At 65.0% G+C, this 13,824-nt stretch carries 19 protein-coding genes; 7 read left to right on the forward strand and 12 right to left on the reverse strand.

Features of this window, described 5'->3' with window-relative positions; all coding sequences use genetic code 11:
• The first annotated feature begins 307 nt into the window (after positions 1 to 307).
• Genes BEP68_RS16365 through BEP68_RS16380 form a run of 4 tightly spaced genes read left to right on the forward strand, consistent with a single transcriptional unit; the run spans position 308 to position 3,721 of the window.
• A complete protein-coding gene (locus tag BEP68_RS16365) occupies positions 308 to 667 on the forward strand; it encodes an ArsR/SmtB family transcription factor (RefSeq protein ID WP_187250586.1) in 360 nt (119 codons plus the stop codon).
• The gene (locus BEP68_RS16370) at positions 664 to 2,580 is read left to right on the forward strand and encodes a heavy metal translocating P-type ATPase (protein WP_187250587.1); all 1,917 of its coding nucleotides are present in this window, start codon (positions 664 to 666) and stop codon (positions 2,578 to 2,580) included. Before BEP68_RS16365 ends, BEP68_RS16370 begins: the two co-directional genes overlap by 4 nt.
• Entirely contained in the window at positions 2,580 to 3,191 is a 612-nt protein-coding gene (locus BEP68_RS16375) for a cadmium resistance transporter (RefSeq protein WP_187250588.1), read from the forward strand. The genes BEP68_RS16370 and BEP68_RS16375 overlap by 1 nt, the downstream gene beginning before the upstream one ends.
• Positions 3,188 to 3,721, forward strand: coding sequence for a signal peptidase II (locus BEP68_RS16380; RefSeq protein ID WP_261987888.1), 534 nt, complete (start codon positions 3,188 to 3,190; stop codon positions 3,719 to 3,721). The genes BEP68_RS16375 and BEP68_RS16380 overlap by 4 nt, the downstream gene beginning before the upstream one ends.
• Positions 3,722 to 3,950: 229 nt before the next feature.
• Here BEP68_RS16380 and BEP68_RS16385 read toward each other — a convergent pair whose 3' ends face one another.
• From BEP68_RS16385 to BEP68_RS16420, 8 genes are all read right to left on the reverse strand, one after another.
• Entirely contained in the window at positions 3,951 to 4,262 is a 312-nt protein-coding gene (locus BEP68_RS16385) for a hypothetical protein (RefSeq protein ID WP_029153956.1), read from the reverse strand.
• Positions 4,263 to 4,364: 102 nt separating this feature from the next.
• Complete coding sequence (locus tag BEP68_RS16390) at positions 4,365 to 4,628, reverse strand: hypothetical protein (RefSeq protein WP_187250589.1); 264 nt, start codon at positions 4,626 to 4,628, stop codon at positions 4,365 to 4,367.
• A 433-nt stretch (positions 4,629 to 5,061) separates the two neighbouring features.
• Positions 5,062 to 5,907, reverse strand: a complete 846-nt coding sequence (locus BEP68_RS16395) for a F510_1955 family glycosylhydrolase (protein WP_187250590.1) — start codon at positions 5,905 to 5,907, stop codon at positions 5,062 to 5,064.
• A gap of 141 nt (positions 5,908 to 6,048) precedes the next feature.
• Positions 6,049 to 6,645 (reverse strand): DUF305 domain-containing protein, encoded by a 597-nt coding sequence (locus tag BEP68_RS16400; protein ID WP_060926255.1) that lies wholly within the window; start codon positions 6,643 to 6,645, stop codon positions 6,049 to 6,051.
• Between the two features lie 85 nt (positions 6,646 to 6,730).
• Complete coding sequence (locus BEP68_RS16405) at positions 6,731 to 7,165, reverse strand: DUF6153 family protein (RefSeq protein ID WP_067121011.1); 435 nt, start codon at positions 7,163 to 7,165, stop codon at positions 6,731 to 6,733.
• A gap of 54 nt (positions 7,166 to 7,219) precedes the next feature.
• The gene (locus tag BEP68_RS16410) at positions 7,220 to 9,358 is read right to left on the reverse strand and encodes a heavy metal translocating P-type ATPase (RefSeq protein WP_187250591.1); all 2,139 of its coding nucleotides are present in this window, start codon (positions 9,356 to 9,358) and stop codon (positions 7,220 to 7,222) included.
• 55 nt (positions 9,359 to 9,413) lie between these two features.
• Positions 9,414 to 9,737 carry a heavy-metal-associated domain-containing protein gene (locus tag BEP68_RS16415; protein WP_058631435.1) on the reverse strand — a complete coding sequence of 108 codons (324 nt, stop codon included), beginning with the start codon at positions 9,735 to 9,737 and terminating at the stop codon, positions 9,414 to 9,416.
• A 31-nt stretch (positions 9,738 to 9,768) separates the two neighbouring features.
• Entirely contained in the window at positions 9,769 to 10,050 is a 282-nt protein-coding gene (locus tag BEP68_RS16420; protein ID WP_058631434.1) for a metal-sensitive transcriptional regulator, read from the reverse strand.
• A gap of 215 nt (positions 10,051 to 10,265) precedes the next feature.
• Between BEP68_RS16420 and BEP68_RS16425 the strand changes: the two genes are divergently transcribed.
• Together BEP68_RS16425 and BEP68_RS16430 are read left to right on the forward strand one after the other, a co-directional pair.
• Positions 10,266 to 10,667 (forward strand): four-helix bundle copper-binding protein, encoded by a 402-nt coding sequence (locus tag BEP68_RS16425; RefSeq protein WP_187250592.1) that lies wholly within the window; start codon positions 10,266 to 10,268, stop codon positions 10,665 to 10,667.
• On the forward strand, positions 10,664 to 11,182 hold the full coding sequence (locus tag BEP68_RS16430) for a DUF305 domain-containing protein (RefSeq protein WP_200838872.1): 519 nt from the start codon (positions 10,664 to 10,666) through the stop codon (positions 11,180 to 11,182). The genes BEP68_RS16425 and BEP68_RS16430 overlap by 4 nt, the downstream gene beginning before the upstream one ends.
• Positions 11,183 to 11,482: 300 nt before the next feature.
• Here BEP68_RS16430 and BEP68_RS16435 read toward each other — a convergent pair whose 3' ends face one another.
• Both BEP68_RS16435 and BEP68_RS16440 read right to left on the reverse strand, forming a co-directional pair.
• A complete protein-coding gene (locus BEP68_RS16435; protein ID WP_187250593.1) occupies positions 11,483 to 11,989 on the reverse strand; it encodes a hypothetical protein in 507 nt (168 codons plus the stop codon).
• 45 nt (positions 11,990 to 12,034) lie between these two features.
• Positions 12,035 to 12,178 (reverse strand): hypothetical protein, encoded by a 144-nt coding sequence (locus BEP68_RS16440; RefSeq protein ID WP_187250594.1) that lies wholly within the window; start codon positions 12,176 to 12,178, stop codon positions 12,035 to 12,037.
• 210 nt (positions 12,179 to 12,388) lie between these two features.
• On the opposite strand from BEP68_RS16440, the gene BEP68_RS18460 reads away from it, so the two are divergent.
• Positions 12,389 to 12,637 (forward strand): YdeI/OmpD-associated family protein, encoded by a 249-nt coding sequence (locus BEP68_RS18460; RefSeq protein WP_410054843.1) that lies wholly within the window; start codon positions 12,389 to 12,391, stop codon positions 12,635 to 12,637.
• Positions 12,638 to 12,660: 23 nt separating this feature from the next.
• Here BEP68_RS18460 and BEP68_RS16445 read toward each other — a convergent pair whose 3' ends face one another.
• Together BEP68_RS16445 and BEP68_RS16450 are read right to left on the reverse strand one after the other, a co-directional pair.
• The gene (locus BEP68_RS16445; protein ID WP_187250595.1) at positions 12,661 to 13,245 is read right to left on the reverse strand and encodes a DUF6036 family nucleotidyltransferase; all 585 of its coding nucleotides are present in this window, start codon (positions 13,243 to 13,245) and stop codon (positions 12,661 to 12,663) included.
• On the reverse strand, positions 13,245 to 13,824 hold a 580-nt coding region (locus BEP68_RS16450), incomplete at its 5' end, for a helix-turn-helix domain-containing protein (RefSeq protein WP_187250596.1). The genes BEP68_RS16450 and BEP68_RS16445, both read right to left, overlap by 1 nt.

The raw sequence follows: 13,824 nt of genomic DNA on the forward strand, positions 1-13,824 counted from the left end.
CACACCGCGGAACCGTCATAGCCTCCCCGTCGACGGCTACGCCGTCGCAGCCCACCTCCGGAGACCCGTCAGACGCGGTGCCGCTGCTCCACTGAAGCGCGGCTACCATCGTCCTGCCGAAAACGATCGTTTGCGGCGTGGTGAGTGAAGGCACACCAGATCGAATGCCAGAAACGTGCGCCGTAAGCGGGTTTCAGTAGGCGTATTCGGTGGGGTGTGAGCCGGATGTGCTTACACCCAGGCCCCAGAGATGTGGACGGGAGTGAAGCCGTTCCGATAGGTCATTAATCACTGTATAGTTCAGTGTGTGCTGACTATTGCCTCACGCCTCGATGTCATGAACCGGCTCGGCCGGGCCATGGCCGATCCCACGCGTTCCCGAATCCTAATGTCTCTGCTCGGTGCACCGAGCTACCCGGCTGTGCTCTCTCGTGAGCTGGAGCTGACACGGTCGAACGTGTCGAATCATCTCACCTGTCTGCGAGACTGCGGGATCGTCGTTGCCGAGCCGGAGGGTCGCCAGACTCGTTACGAGATCGCCGACCCGCATCTTGCGGCTGCGCTCGTCGCGCTTGTGGACGTGACGCTGGCGGTCGATGAGCACGCGCCCTGCGTGGATTCATCGTGCACGGTGGCTGGCTGTTGTGGGACGGGGGCTGACGCGTGAGCGCGGCGTGTGGCTGCGAGCACGAGCCTGCCGCGACGGCGGGCGAAGAGATAGAAGAGGCCGAGCGGCCGTGGTGGAGAGACCGCGGGGTGATGATGCCGGTGTTCTCCGGCGTTGCGTTCCTGGCCGGTCTGATCTTCGAGTGGTCTGGGCTCGAGATCCCGGCATTGGTGCTGTTTTGGGTCGGTCTGCTGCTGGGTGCGTCGACGTTCACTCCGGGTGCGCTCCGGAAGCTGTTCAAGGGCAAGCTCGGCATCGGGCTGTTGATGACGATCAGCGCGATCGGTGCCGTCATCCTCGGGTACGTGGAGGAGGCTGCAGCTCTGGCGTTCTTGTACTCGATTGCTGAGGCGCTCGAGGACAAGGCAATGGACCGTGCCCGCGGTGGCCTGCGGGCACTGCTGAAGCTCGTGCCGGAGACAGCGACAGTGCTGCAGGGCGGTATCTCCGCGCAGGTGCCGGCGAGAGAGTTGACGGTCGGCCAGATCATGGTGGTCCGCCCGGGTGAGCGGATCGCGACCGACGGGATCGTGCGCTCTGGCCGCTCCAGCCTGGACACTTCCGCGATCACCGGGGAGTCCATCCCCGTCGAGGTCGAGCCCGGCGATGCGGTGTCGGCCGGTGCGATCAACAGCGCCGGCGCCCTGGAGGTCGAGGCGACTGCTGCGGGCACCGACAATTCGCTCACGACGATTGTGGAGCTGGTAGAGAAAGCGCAGACGGAGAAGGGCGAGCGTGCCCGTCTGGCGGACCGGATCGCCCGCCCGCTGGTGCCCGGAGTTTTGGTTCTCGCTGCGCTCGTCGCGATCATTGGGTCGCTGCTGGGTGACCCGGAGGTGTGGATCACCCGCGCGCTTGTCGTGTTGGTCGCCGCTTCTCCGTGTGCGCTGGCGATCTCGGTACCGCTGACGGTCGTCGCCGCGATCGGTGCGGCGAGCAAGTTCGGCGTGATCATCAAGTCCGGCGCCGTTTTCGAGCGCTTCGGCACGGTCCGACACGTCGCGGTCGACAAGACCGGCACCCTCACCCGCAACGAGCCCGCGGTCACCGCGGTGCTCACGGCGAACGGCGTGACCGAAGCGCAGGCGCTGGCATGGGCGGCCGCGCTGGAGCAGCACAGCACGCACCCTCTCGCCTCAGCGATCACTCCCGCGGCGCCGGGGACTCCCGCAGCTGCAGATGTGACCGAGCAGGCCGGGCACGGCATTGTCGGCACCGTCGACGGATCGAGAATCACCGTCGGCAGTCCCCGCTGGATGGACGCCGGCGACCTCGCGGAGAGGGTTGCGGAGTTGGAAGAGCAGGGCATGACCGTCGTCATCGTCCACCGCGACGGAACCCCCGTCGCCGCGATCGGCGTCCGCGACGAACTGCGCCCGGAAGTCCCCGAGGTTGTCCGAACACTCAGCAACCAAGGCGTCGGCGTGACGATGCTCACCGGCGACAACGCCCGCACCGCTCGTGCACTGGCCGCGCAGGCCGGGATCAGCGACGTGCGTGCGGAACTGCGTCCTGAGGATAAGGCGACCGCGATCGGGGAACTGTCGAAGGCGGGGCCGGTCGCGATGATCGGCGACGGCATCAACGATGCCCCGGCCCTCGCGTCCGCGGACATCGGCATCGCGATGGGAGCGACCGGATCCGACGCAGCGATCGAGTCCGCCGACGTGGCCTTCACCGGTCATGATCTGCGCCTGATCCCGCGGGCGTTCGATCACGCCCGCCGCGGTCGACGGATCATCAACCAGAACATCATCCTGTCACTGCTGATCATTACCGCACTGCTCCCGCTGGCACTGTTCGGGGTCCTGGGGCTGGCGGCTGTCGTCCTGGTCCATGAGGTCGCGGAGGTCATCGTGATCCTTAACGGCCTGCGTGCCGCACGCACCCGCACGCCACGACTGGAAAGCTGATGCTCGCGACCATCGGTTCAGCGATCGGCCTGTTCGCGGCAACTAACATCGACGACATTGTCGTGCTTACCGTGCTGTTCCTCGCTTCCAGTCGAGGGAAGCCCCGGCCGTGGCAGATCGTCGCGGGCCAGTATCTCGGGTTCATCACCCTCGTGGTGATCAGCGTGATCGCCGCTCTCGGTCTCACCATCGTCCCGGACGAATGGGTCGGTTTCCTCGGACTCATCCCGCTCGGCATCGGCATCTGGACGCTCATTCGCGGCCTGCGCCGTAACGGCGATGACGATGATGATGATGACTCCAAGATCACCGCCGTCGGACTATGGGGCGTCGCAGGGATCACGATCGCCAACGGGGCCGACAACATCTCCCTCTACACACCGATCTTCCGCACCAGCGCCCCCAGCGACGTCGCGATCATGATCGTCGTGTTCCTGATCCTCGTCGCGGTCTGGTGCGCGGCCGGCCGCCTGATCGGCACCAACAAGGCTGTCACGGAGGGGCTGGAGCGCGTCGAGCACTGGCTCGTACCGGCCGTGTTCATCGGTCTGGGCCTGTTCATCCTGATCGAATCTGGGGTCATCGTCCGTCTGCTCGAGGTGCTCGCATGACCTTCTCCCAGGCAGAGGCTCATCCGCCCGCTGCGCGCAAGCTGTCGTCGACGCGGCGGCGGCAGCTCACTGGTGGAGCGCTCTTGATCGCCCTGGTCGTCGTGCTGATTGATCAGGGAACGAAGGTGTGGGCCGAAGCGACCCTCACCGAGCGTGAGCGCATCCCGCTGATCGGTGACCTGCTGGGTTTGCAGCTCGCCTATAACCCCGGAGCGGCATTCTCGTTCGGGGAAGGCTTCACCTGGGTGTTCGCGCTGCTCGCTGTCGCCGCCACGGTCACAGCGATCGTGTTCGCGTTCCGAGTGCAACGCGTGGGATGGGCGATCGTCATCGGCGCGCTCGGCGGCGCTGCCGCCTCACACGCAGGCGACCGCCTTTTCCGCGACCCCGGATTCGCCCGGGGTCACGTCGTGGACTTCCTCGCCTACGGAAACTGGTTCATCGGCAACATCGCCGACATCGTAATCTTTGCCGCAGCGATCACCGGAGCAGTTTTCATGATCCGCGCCGGGGATGAGAGCACCGAGTGAGATTCCGTTGTGCGGTGGTGGGACACCCATCAACTCGCCCTCTACATCGGCGTGATCGCCGTCGGCAGCCGTTGAGTGAGTTCACGCCTAGGCAGGCGGGCGGTCGCGATGTAGGCGCAGAGCCACCCACCAGCCGCATCGTCGACAGATGAAAGCGCGATCGTCTCCGAGTGAGTGCAGCTTCTTGCGTGGCAAATGTCGCCCGCAGCACGTGCATGCAGCGTCCTCGTCAGTCGCCATGAGCGGAGAGCGCCTCTCGAATCTGTTCAACCGTTGGCATCCCGGCCAGCCCAGCAGGGGTGCTGTAAATACGGCAGGCGAGGTCATTGCTTCGCCCCGACCCCGGAAAGAGATCGTTGCCATCCAGGGTGATCGTGGGGGAGCCCGCGAACGAGACTGCGCCCGCGTCCTCCTCCGTCCGGATGAGTCGGTAGTGAACCTCCGATTCGTCGTGGCCTGTTTCTCGTAGCGCCTCAGAAACACGACGGCCAGCCTCAACCCAGCTGGGGCAACCAGCGATATAAAGCAGCTCAATCTCCACGACTCAATCATCCTCGACTTCGCTGTTGATGTCGTGCCCGGGCTACCACCGAAAACGATCGTTTCCGGCGAACTCGCGTTACACGTCACCGGACGCTCGCCGCTAACGCCCGCCGGTATCTGCTTTCGGCAGGCGTTTCCGGCGTTCAGGTAGCTGATCTGGCTGCCCTCGCTCGTCGTCTGTCGATGCGAGTTGGCGTGGTTGGTTTCGTTCCGCGCGGAGTTGTTGCTCGATCTTGGCGTGTGCTTTTCGCTCGCTGCGGTCGGCTCTGACGATGGACCGCAGGACGAACCAGAATGCCGCGACGACGGCGATCGTGGGGATGACGGACCAAAAGGCGTTGGTCCAGTAGTCATTGAGATTCATCCGCGCCTCCCGGGGGGTTCACGCAGCACGAGCGCCAGTCCGACGATCGCGAGGATGAACGCTGTTTCGTAGCTTCCAAGCGTGTATGCCCAGAATGACCATTGGTCTGGGACGGTTGTGTCGATGAGGAGATGAGCTGCGATCAGTGCGACGGCGACCAGGAGGAGGATGGCCCCGCCACGTACGAGACGATCGTGACGCAGCCGCGGGGACAGGCGGCTGGTGGGCGTGACTGGTTGAGCAGGAACGTCTCGTTGTGGTCTGAGAGGAGCAGGGTACGGGTGGCGGGTCATCTGAATATGGCTCCGATGAGGTAGAAGCTCGCAAGGGCGAGAAGTAGGGCGAGGACTGTGGCGCACGCGATGAAGACGGATATGCGTCGGAAGGGATTGCGGCGGGGGACCATGGGTGGCCGTTCTGGTGGTGGCTTTCTCTACCGGGCGGGGGCGAGGATGGTTGTGTCGTCTGCTGTGATCTGGACGATGCCGCGGTCGTCGACAACGATGAAGCGTTCGTCATCGATCGCGGTGAAGGCCTGAGCGGCCCCTTGAAGCGCGTCGAGGTGTTGCCATGTTCCTTCGGTGTTCTGTGACCAGAGGGCACCGTCGGTTCCGACTCCTGCGAGCGAGCCATTGGGTTTGGCGTCGAGTGTGTAGAGCAGGGGGGCGTCGGCGATGGGGGTGAAGGTGGCGCCGTTGTCGGTGCTGAGGAGCAGTCCTTCTTCTGAGGCCGCGTAGAGACCGTCGCCGTTGGCGGCGAGGTCTGCCGCGGCAAGTGTTGCGCCGCGGGTCCATTCGAGACCGTCGTCAGTGCTGATGAGCAGATCGACGTCATCGGACGCGATCCCGTAGAGAGTGTCGTCTGGTCCGGCGGTGAGGACATGGAAGTCTGTGCTGCCAGTGAGCGCGATCGGTGACCACGATTCCCCGAAGTCGTCACTGCGAATGACGCCGAGGTTGGGTGAGCCGAGCTCTGAGGGTGTCTGCGTGCCCGGGTGCCCGGATGCGAAGAGGGCATCGTCGAGGACGGTGAAGCCCATCGCGTCGAAGTCGTGGCCTCCGATGGGGCCGGTGATCGCACCCTCGGGCGTGAGGGTGAAGAGTCCTCCGTGGGTGGCTACGAAGAGGTCCTCACTGCGGGGGTCAGCGGCAACACTGTGAATGTGTTGGATAACGGGGGGGACCGCGTTGGTGCCGGAGGCCTGCGGCGCGGCGCAGCCGGTGAGGGCGACTGCTACGAGAGCGATCGCGAGAGCGGGTAGGGGCGAGTGGCGGTTCATGAGACTCCGACGTGAAGAAGTGCATGCGGGTGCGCGCGGTACGCGAATGAGAGTCGCGACATGGCGCCAGCGCGGTGGCGTGGGTTAATGCGAGAAGGCCAGTTCGGGGGTGCGGGCGAGCGCCGCACCCCCGAAGGTGGATCAGAGTGCGTCGAGGAGATCTTTCATCGTGGCGATCTCCGTGGTCTGCGCCTCGATGATCGTCTCGGCCAGAGCGATCGCGTCGCTGTTCTGGCCGTTGTCGACCTCTTCTTGGGCCATCTCGACGGCACCCTCGTGGTGCTGAATCATCTGCTCGAGGAACAGGCGGCTGGCGTCCGCACCGGTGGCGTCCTCGAGAGCCTGCATGTCCTCTTCGGACATCATGCCGCCGCCGTGATCCATTCCCTCCATGTCGGAAGTGTCAGCGCCCCACTCTTCGAGCCACTGGTCCATCTTCTGGATTTCGGGCTCCTGCGCGGCCTTGATCTCTTCCGCAAGGGCGACGACACGTTCGTCGACGCCCTCCTTGCTGAGAAGCATGTCGGACATGTCGATGGCCTGGGCGTGGTGCTCCTTCATCATGCTGGCGAACATGATGTCGGCGTCATTGGCGTCCGCGGAGGCCGGGGCGGAGCTGCTGCTTTCGTGGTTCATACCGGGCATGTCGCCGCCGCCCGAGGTGTTACCGGCGCAGCCGGCGAGTCCAAGCACTGCAGCGAGGGTGAGTGCGGCGGTCGCCGCAAAACGGGTCTTCATGATGGGTTCTCCAAAAGTCGATGAGGGTGCCCAGCGAGAGAGGCTGGGCAAGGGCGTTACCCGCAGAAGGCGGGCGCGCCTGCCATCACGTGCGACTGATGCAGAGAACGGTGAGAGACGGAGGCCGCAGCGGATGCAGCGCATCCCGGAGGTGTAGGCGGGACACGGGCGTTCCCAGGGAGTGCGCGACGGCTCGCCACCAGGCGGACGGCCGGGCGAGCAGCACGACGACAATGAGGAGCGCGAGAACGCAGGCCATCCACGCCATGCCGTGATCGTCAGAACACGTGGCGCACCCCGCCTCGACCACCGCTGCGGCGTCGCCTGAGGCGTGTGCGGGGTGAGCGTCGGCATGCGCGGGTGCGACGGCGATGGTCTCACTGTGCCCGGAGGGCATGGTGTGCGTGTTCATCGAGTGCATCGCCAGAAGCCCGAAGATCACGGAAAAGGCGACGGCGACGACGGTCAGGAGGGTGCGGGTGAGGGTGCGCTGGTCTTGCACGCGCCGTGCGATCGTCATCAACACTGTCCCACCTCCCTTTCTTCCAGGGTACGTCGCCGCCGCCCCTGACGCCTACTTGTCGACGACGGCGTCCGGGCTGAGGTTCAGCCGTCGCAGCAACTGCGCATTCAGCGCGACAACGATCGTGGACAGTGACATCAGCACCGCACCGACGGACATCGGCAACACGAATCCGACGGGGGCGAGCACGCCGGCCGCGAGGGGGACGGAGAGCAGGTTGTAGCCGGCGGCCCACCAGAGGTTCTGTTTCATCTTCCGGTAACTCGCCCGCGACAGCTCAATCACGGAGATCACCGATCGAGGGTCGTCGCTGGCGAGGATGACACCCGCTGAGGCAATCGCGACGTCCGTTCCGGCACCGATCGCAATCCCCACGTCCGCCTGGGCGAGGGCGGGGGCGTCGTTCACGCCGTCACCGACCATCGCGACCTTGCGGCCTTCGTGTTGCAGTTCTTTCACCTTGGAGGCCTTGTCCTCCGGACGGACCCCGGCGAAGTACCGGTCGATACCCAGCTCGCCGGCGACGGACGCGGCGACCGCATCGGCGTCACCGGTGATCATCACCACCTGCACGCCCCGTTCGTGGAGCGCATCGACCGCGTGACGCGACTCGGACCGGATCTCATCCGCCAGGCGCAGCGCGCCCGTCACCTGACCGTCAACGAGCACGTGGAGGATGATCGCACCCTCACCGCGCCACTCGTCGGCCACCGGCAGCTCGGTGGCGTGTTCTTGCTCGAGCATGTACGGGCCACCGACCTGCACGACACGTCCGTCGACACGGGCACGCACCCCCACGGCGGGGGAGGATTCAAAATCGGTCGAGCGCGGAACGGTGAGGTTCTTCTCCTTCGCTGCGTTGACGATCGCACGGGCGAGGGGGTGCTCGGAGTCCGCTTCCGCGGCCGCCGCCCACGCCAGCAGCTGATCGGCGTCGGCTCCTGTGACGGGATCAATCGCGGTCACGGCGGGGGTGCCCTTGGTGAGCGTGCCGGTCTTGTCGAACAGGATCGTGTCGACGGTGCGCATGCTCTCCAGGGCGAGCCGATCCTTGATCAGCACGCCCCCTCGGGCGGCGCGTTCGGTCGCGATCGACACGACCAGTGGGATCGCGAGACCCAGCGCGTGCGGGCAGGCGATCACCAGCACCGTGATGGTGCGGATCACCGCCGCGTCGGGTTGGCCGACGAGAGTCCAGACAATCGCGGTGATCGCGGCAGCGCCGAGCGCGAACCAGAACAGCCACCCCGCTGCCTTATCCGCGAGTCGTTGCGCCCGCGACGATGAACTCTGCGCCTCCGTGACCAGCTTCTGGATACCCGCGAGAGCGGTGTCCTCGCCGATAGCGGTGATCTCTACCCGCACCCCGGAGTCGGTGGCGACCGTGCCGGCAATCACCGGATCACCATCGCTGCGGCGAACCGGGCGGGATTCGCCGGTGATCATTGACTCGTCCATGCTGGCCGAGCCCTGCACGATCCGCCCATCCGCGGGGACCCGCCCGCCGGGGCGCACCACAACGACATCCCCCACCTGCAGATCAGCCGGTGCGACGGTGACGGTGGTGTCTCCGTCGACCTTCTCCGCCTCGTCGGGCAGCAATGCGGCGAGGGAGTCCAATGCCGACGTCGTCTGGGCGAGCGAGCGCATCTCGATCCAGTGACCGAGCAGCATGATCACGATCAGGAGCGCCAGCTCCCACCAGAAGTCCAGCTCGTGGTGCAGCAGCCCGATGCTCGCCCCCCACGAGGCGAGGAACGCCACGGTGATCGCGAGGGCGATCAGCAGCATCATCCCCGGTTTGCGGGCACGGAGTTCGCTCACGGCGCCGGTGAGGAACGGTGCCCCGCCCCACACGTACATGACCGTTCCAAGAACCGGCGACACCCACGCGACCCACGCCGCGTCCGGCAGCGAGTACCCCAGGATCATCGAGAACATCATGGAGAGCCCGACCACCGGCACGGCGAGGAGCAGCATGATCCAGAACAGGCGCCGGAACTGCCCCACATGATCCCCGTGGCCGCTATGCCCGCTGTGACCCTCGTGGCCATCGTGGCCACCGTGCCCGGTGCGTTCGTGCGGTGCAGCCGGTTCGGGGCTCATCGCCGCGTGGTCGTGCTCCGTTGTGGCGGCCGCCGTGTGGTTGTGGTGCGCGGTGTGATCGGTGTGTTCGTCGTGCTGGCTCATCGGGGACTCCTTGCTCAGGTGCGCCCGGGGTAAGCCGGACGCCGACAGATGCAACTCAGGGCTGGCTGGTTGCGAGGGCGTAGCCGGCCTCTTCCACCGCACTCTTCACGGCAGCGGGGTCGACCGGGGTGGTGCTGTGGATCGTCACCCGGGAGGTGCCGCCCGCGTTCAGATCCACGGTGACGGATTCGACGCCTTCGACAGCGCCCAGTTCCTCAGTGACGCTCGACGCACAATGCGAGCACGTCATCCCGTTGACAAGCACCTCCGCCGTCACCGCGGCATCAACAGGCGCCGATGTCTCCGTGTTCGATGGGACAGCGCAGCATGCGCAACCAGCGTTCGCGTCCTTCAGCCCGAGCTCAATGCGATCAGTCATGGTGTTCTCCTTCAGTTAGACAGACGTGTGGTCATGAACGAACCAGGCGAGCAATCGCTTCGTTAGCCTCACGGACCTTCTCGGCCGCGACCTCCCCACCCTCCGCACTCGCTTCCGCGACACAGTGACTCAGGTGATCACTGAGCAGTGACAACGCCACCGTCTCGAGGGCCTTCGTCGCCGCAGAGACCTGCGTGAGGATGTCGATGCAGTACTTGTCCTCATCAACCATCCGGGAGATCCCCCGCACCTGGCCTTCGACGCGATTCAACCGCTTGCGCAGGTCGTCCTTGCTTCCGTCGTACCCGTTCATGCCTCGAGCATACCCCCTGGGGGTATCTAACTCAATGTTTTCGCTTCTATTCCCGCTAGGCGAACGTGGTCGCCGACTCTGTTCAGCTCACAGGCTGATCTGCGCAGCGCGGCGGCTTATCAATACCGGGTTACCAGACCCCAGCGGGGTATTCAAGGGCCTCAGTGCGCGGGCGATGCGAGCGTACTTTCGTGGCTCACGAAAGGAGTTCTCTCATGACCGTCACCGAAGAAATGCTCAGCACGTATCCGAAAGATCTGGGCGGAGTTGATCAGAAGAAGCTCGTCGACTGCATCGACGCGTGTCTCGCGTGCGCGCAAGCCTGCACCGCATGTGCCGACGCTTGCCTCAGCGAGGACATGGTTGCTGACCTAATCAAGTGCATTCGCGCGAACCAGGACTGTGCAGACCTTTGCATAACCACCGCCCGGATCCTCTCCCGTCGCACCGGGCACGACGCCAGCGTCACCCGTGCCGCGCTCGAAGCTTGCCGAGCGGCGTGCCTGAGCTGTGCTAACGAGTGTGAACAGCACACCATGCACGAACACTGCACGATCTGCGCTGAGGCATGCCGACGCTGCGAACAGGCGTGCGTTGCACTGCTGGAGTCGCTATGACAAGCCAGCACGCCGACAACGGTTCACGCCCGCCGGCCGGCCACTCCCAGGGGAAGAATCAGGGCGGGATGTCGAGCTACCTTAAGCTCGCCGTCTCGCTATCGCTCAGCTTCGTTGTGATGTACTTCCTCACGTTTGCGATGATCAACGTCCTGGACGATCTCTTCCTCAACATCAGCAACCTCTACATGGCACTGATGATGGTCTTCCCCATGGGCATCATCATGGTCATCGTCATGTGGAAGATGTTCCCGAATAAGGCCGCGAACATCAGCTTGCTCGTAGGTTTCGCCGCGCTTTTCCTTGTCGCCTTCTTCATGGGACGCTCGGAAGCGTTCGTCGGTAACGACCAGTTCCTCCGTTCCATGATCCCGCATCACTCTCGAGCGATTCTGGTGTGTGAGCAATCAGACATCAGCGACCCGGAGATCCAAGATCTCTGTGAGCAGATCATCTCGTCACAGCAGGAAGAGATCGACCAGATGAATGAGATTCTCGACCGTCTCGACGATTAGTGGGGCGTCGGCACCACCCTTGCGACAAGTGGACCGGCTACCGCGCTCATGACGAGCGGACCGGATCACCGCCGTCGACAGGGTCCGGGTCGACCAGGCAACCTTACGCCTCAGCCTTACGCGAGAGCTGCCGAAAACGATCGTTTCCGGCGGCTTGGAGGATGGCCCTGGTCAACGTCACGACACGCCGAGGATCGACCCGCCGTAACCCCCTGCCGAAACCCAATAGCGCCGAAACCGGTGGTGTAGCGTTTCCGGCTGGCCAATCCGAGCCGGTCCGGCCGGCTCTGAGAGCGCGCTTCAGGCGCGCGCGTTGAACACCTGGAAGGCGACGCCGTCCTCGTGCTGCCAGTGGGAGGCGATGCCGAGCGAGCGCTTCGTCAGCTCATCCCGGAAGGTCTCGATGTCGTCTTCTGTGAAGATCCACGCGTGCTGCGACGAGCGGGCACGGTACGGGGCGAGGGCGCGGATGTTGATCCTGCAGGCGAACGATGAGAAGTCGACGCTGCGCGGGAGAGCCCGGCCAGCTTCACGATCGACCTGCCTGGGCGAACCGTGGTGGTCGCCGTACTCGGTGCCGGCGCGCATCATCTCGGTGACCATGTCCAGGCCCTGCAGGTGCTCCGGCGTCGGGTAAGTCGGTCGCTGCGCGGCCATGAGGGCGTCGTACTCATCACAGAGGCGCCGCTGGTCGTCGCTGTGGATGTTCCTGAGATCCGAGAACGCGCGCTCGTTGTCGTTGATGACCTGACGCAGAGCAACCAGCTCGTCGGTGTCGTGCGGGGTCGTGCTGTAGATGAGAGCCATCGGTGTCTCCTCGAGGTCGTGTGTGGGGTGAGCGTCGAGCGCAGGTCAGTCGATCTCGCCTGCCTTCAGCGCGCGCTTGATCTCTTTCATCGACCGCCAAGGGCGACCCTTCAGCGCGTCGTCCTGCGTGATGACGAGGGCGCGAATGTGCCGGGCGGTCTTCTTGTCGATCGGTTTCTGTTCAGACATGGGGGCACTCATTCGTGATCAGGAGGCGGTCGCGACGGGAGCGATTAGTGGCTCGATGACCAACTGAGGTTTGTGAGGTTGGAAACACGAAACCCCCGGAATCACGCGGATCGACGAGGACTCCGCATAGTGAGGTTTCTGAGGTTGGTGCGTACGGAAGTGAGCAACGAACCGCTCAGATCCGCTCGATTGCTGGGGGTCTCCGTCGAAGTGCCCCAGCAATCGAGCGCACGGGAGCGCACGACATCCGCGAGATTCCGCGGAAGTCGTGTCGGGGGTCATAAGCAGTGTCGACCCACCCGGGCTTATGACCCCGTAGCCCAAGCGTTCGTATCCCAGTCAGCGCAGAACCGATTCTCGACGGCTTTCCGTGTCACCAACCTCGAACGGTCCGCCTCCCGGGCTGCGCGCGTGGCCGAGTACGTGGCGATGCTCAGCCGGGGTGAAACCCTTCACTGAGAACGTCGGCGCCCGCCGTGACGTCAGAGGTCGATTGGTCCGGGCGAGGGGACCACTGTCGGTAATCCGCCGTCGAGGATTCGCTCGACCATGCCGATAGCGCGGTCGGTGAGGCCGTCACCGGGATAGAAGTCCTCGTAGTGCTCCTCGACGTCCGCCAGCGTGGTGAGGCTGCACAGGGCGAGCAGTTGGCGGATGTCGTCCACGTCGCGCCCCGGGCGATTGGCGCGGAGCTTCATGGCGAGGAGCGCCTCTTTCGAGGCGACTTGGACGACAACGCTGTCGCGGTCGTAGATCGTCTCCCACTCGACGGGTCGCCGCCCGAACGTGGGCACCGAGTCTGCGTTCTCCACCGCGAAGTTGAACCAGCCGGCGCTCCATCCTCGTCGATCCGCCACACGCTCGGCTGCGGCGAGGACGGCGTCATCGCTTCCGGGGTGAATGTGAAGAGAATCGAGGTCTCCAGTGGTGCGCCGGTCGAAGTACCTGATGACGAGCGCGGCACCGCCGACGAGGCGTATGCCCGCGACTTCACCGGCCGTGTGGAGCTCACCGACGAGGTCACGGAGGCCGGAGATGATGTCGTCGCGATCGAGCGAGTCGCCCATCAGACGCTCGCCAGAGTGTCTCGCCAGACAAGGACGCCACGCTCGAGGAACTCGGCGGGGACGTCCTCGGGGGCTGGGATCGGGTCCGCAGGATCGACGTCCAGGGTTCGAGGCGCCCGGAGCTGTCTGTTCGGAGCGTCAACCCATGCGGGAGAGGGGAGTCCCTCCTCGCCGAGGCGAAGATCCACGAGTGCTGCAAGGGCCGCATCCCACGCGCGGTCGCCAGTCGGCTCCGGCTCGGCGAGGCCGAGGACCCCGCGTACAAGGCCGTGTTCGGAGTCGAGGTTGTCACTCAACTGGATGAGCTCGCGAAGAGCACTGTACTTGTCGCCCGCACGCAGGTACCTACGGATCGCTGCGGCGATGGTCGCCGCGTCGTCCCGCCGCGTGGGTGCGGAATACAGTCGGTGGCCGGTGCCGCTGAGGAAGCGCTCGACGGTGCTGAACTCGGCCTCGCGACCGCTTTCGAATCGCGAGACTCGGCCCTGGTCGACGTTGGTCCGTTGGGCGAGATCCTTCTGTGTGAGGCCGCGGCTCTTTCGAGCGGCGCGCAAGAGAACTGATGCGTTCGTCATGTCG

It is taken from the genome of Microbacterium sp. 4-7, assembly GCF_014332665.1.
Taxonomy (GTDB): Bacteria; Actinomycetota; Actinomycetes; order Actinomycetales; family Microbacteriaceae; genus Microbacterium.

What these genes read in the sequence shown, in the direction of transcription:
- BEP68_RS16375 (WP_187250588.1), top strand. Translation starts at nt 2,580, where the DNA reads ATGCTCGCGACCATCGGTTCAGCGATCGGCCTGTTCGCGGCAACTAAC.
- BEP68_RS16405 (WP_067121011.1), bottom strand. Translation starts at nt 7,165, where the DNA reads ATGACGATCGCACGGCGCGTGCAAGACCAGCGCACCCTCACCCGCACC.
- BEP68_RS16420 (WP_058631434.1), bottom strand. Translation starts at nt 10,050, where the DNA reads ATGAACGGGTACGACGGAAGCAAGGACGACCTGCGCAAGCGGTTGAAT.
- BEP68_RS16390 (WP_187250589.1), bottom strand. Translation starts at nt 4,628, where the DNA reads ATGAATCTCAATGACTACTGGACCAACGCCTTTTGGTCCGTCATCCCC.
- BEP68_RS16435 (WP_187250593.1), bottom strand. Translation starts at nt 11,989, where the DNA reads ATGGCTCTCATCTACAGCACGACCCCGCACGACACCGACGAGCTGGTT.
- BEP68_RS16440 (WP_187250594.1), bottom strand. Translation starts at nt 12,178, where the DNA reads ATGTCTGAACAGAAACCGATCGACAAGAAGACCGCCCGGCACATTCGC.
- BEP68_RS16410 (WP_187250591.1), bottom strand. Translation starts at nt 9,358, where the DNA reads ATGAGCCAGCACGACGAACACACCGATCACACCGCGCACCACAACCAC.
- BEP68_RS16425 (WP_187250592.1), top strand. Translation starts at nt 10,266, where the DNA reads ATGACCGTCACCGAAGAAATGCTCAGCACGTATCCGAAAGATCTGGGC.
- BEP68_RS16445 (WP_187250595.1), bottom strand. Translation starts at nt 13,245, where the DNA reads ATGGGCGACTCGCTCGATCGCGACGACATCATCTCCGGCCTCCGTGAC.
- BEP68_RS16395 (WP_187250590.1), bottom strand. Translation starts at nt 5,907, where the DNA reads ATGAACCGCCACTCGCCCCTACCCGCTCTCGCGATCGCTCTCGTAGCA.
- BEP68_RS16380 (WP_261987888.1), top strand. Translation starts at nt 3,188, where the DNA reads ATGACCTTCTCCCAGGCAGAGGCTCATCCGCCCGCTGCGCGCAAGCTG.
- BEP68_RS16415 (WP_058631435.1), bottom strand. Translation starts at nt 9,737, where the DNA reads ATGACTGATCGCATTGAGCTCGGGCTGAAGGACGCGAACGCTGGTTGC.
- BEP68_RS16400 (WP_060926255.1), bottom strand. Translation starts at nt 6,645, where the DNA reads ATGAAGACCCGTTTTGCGGCGACCGCCGCACTCACCCTCGCTGCAGTG.
- BEP68_RS16430 (WP_200838872.1), top strand. Translation starts at nt 10,664, where the DNA reads ATGACAAGCCAGCACGCCGACAACGGTTCACGCCCGCCGGCCGGCCAC.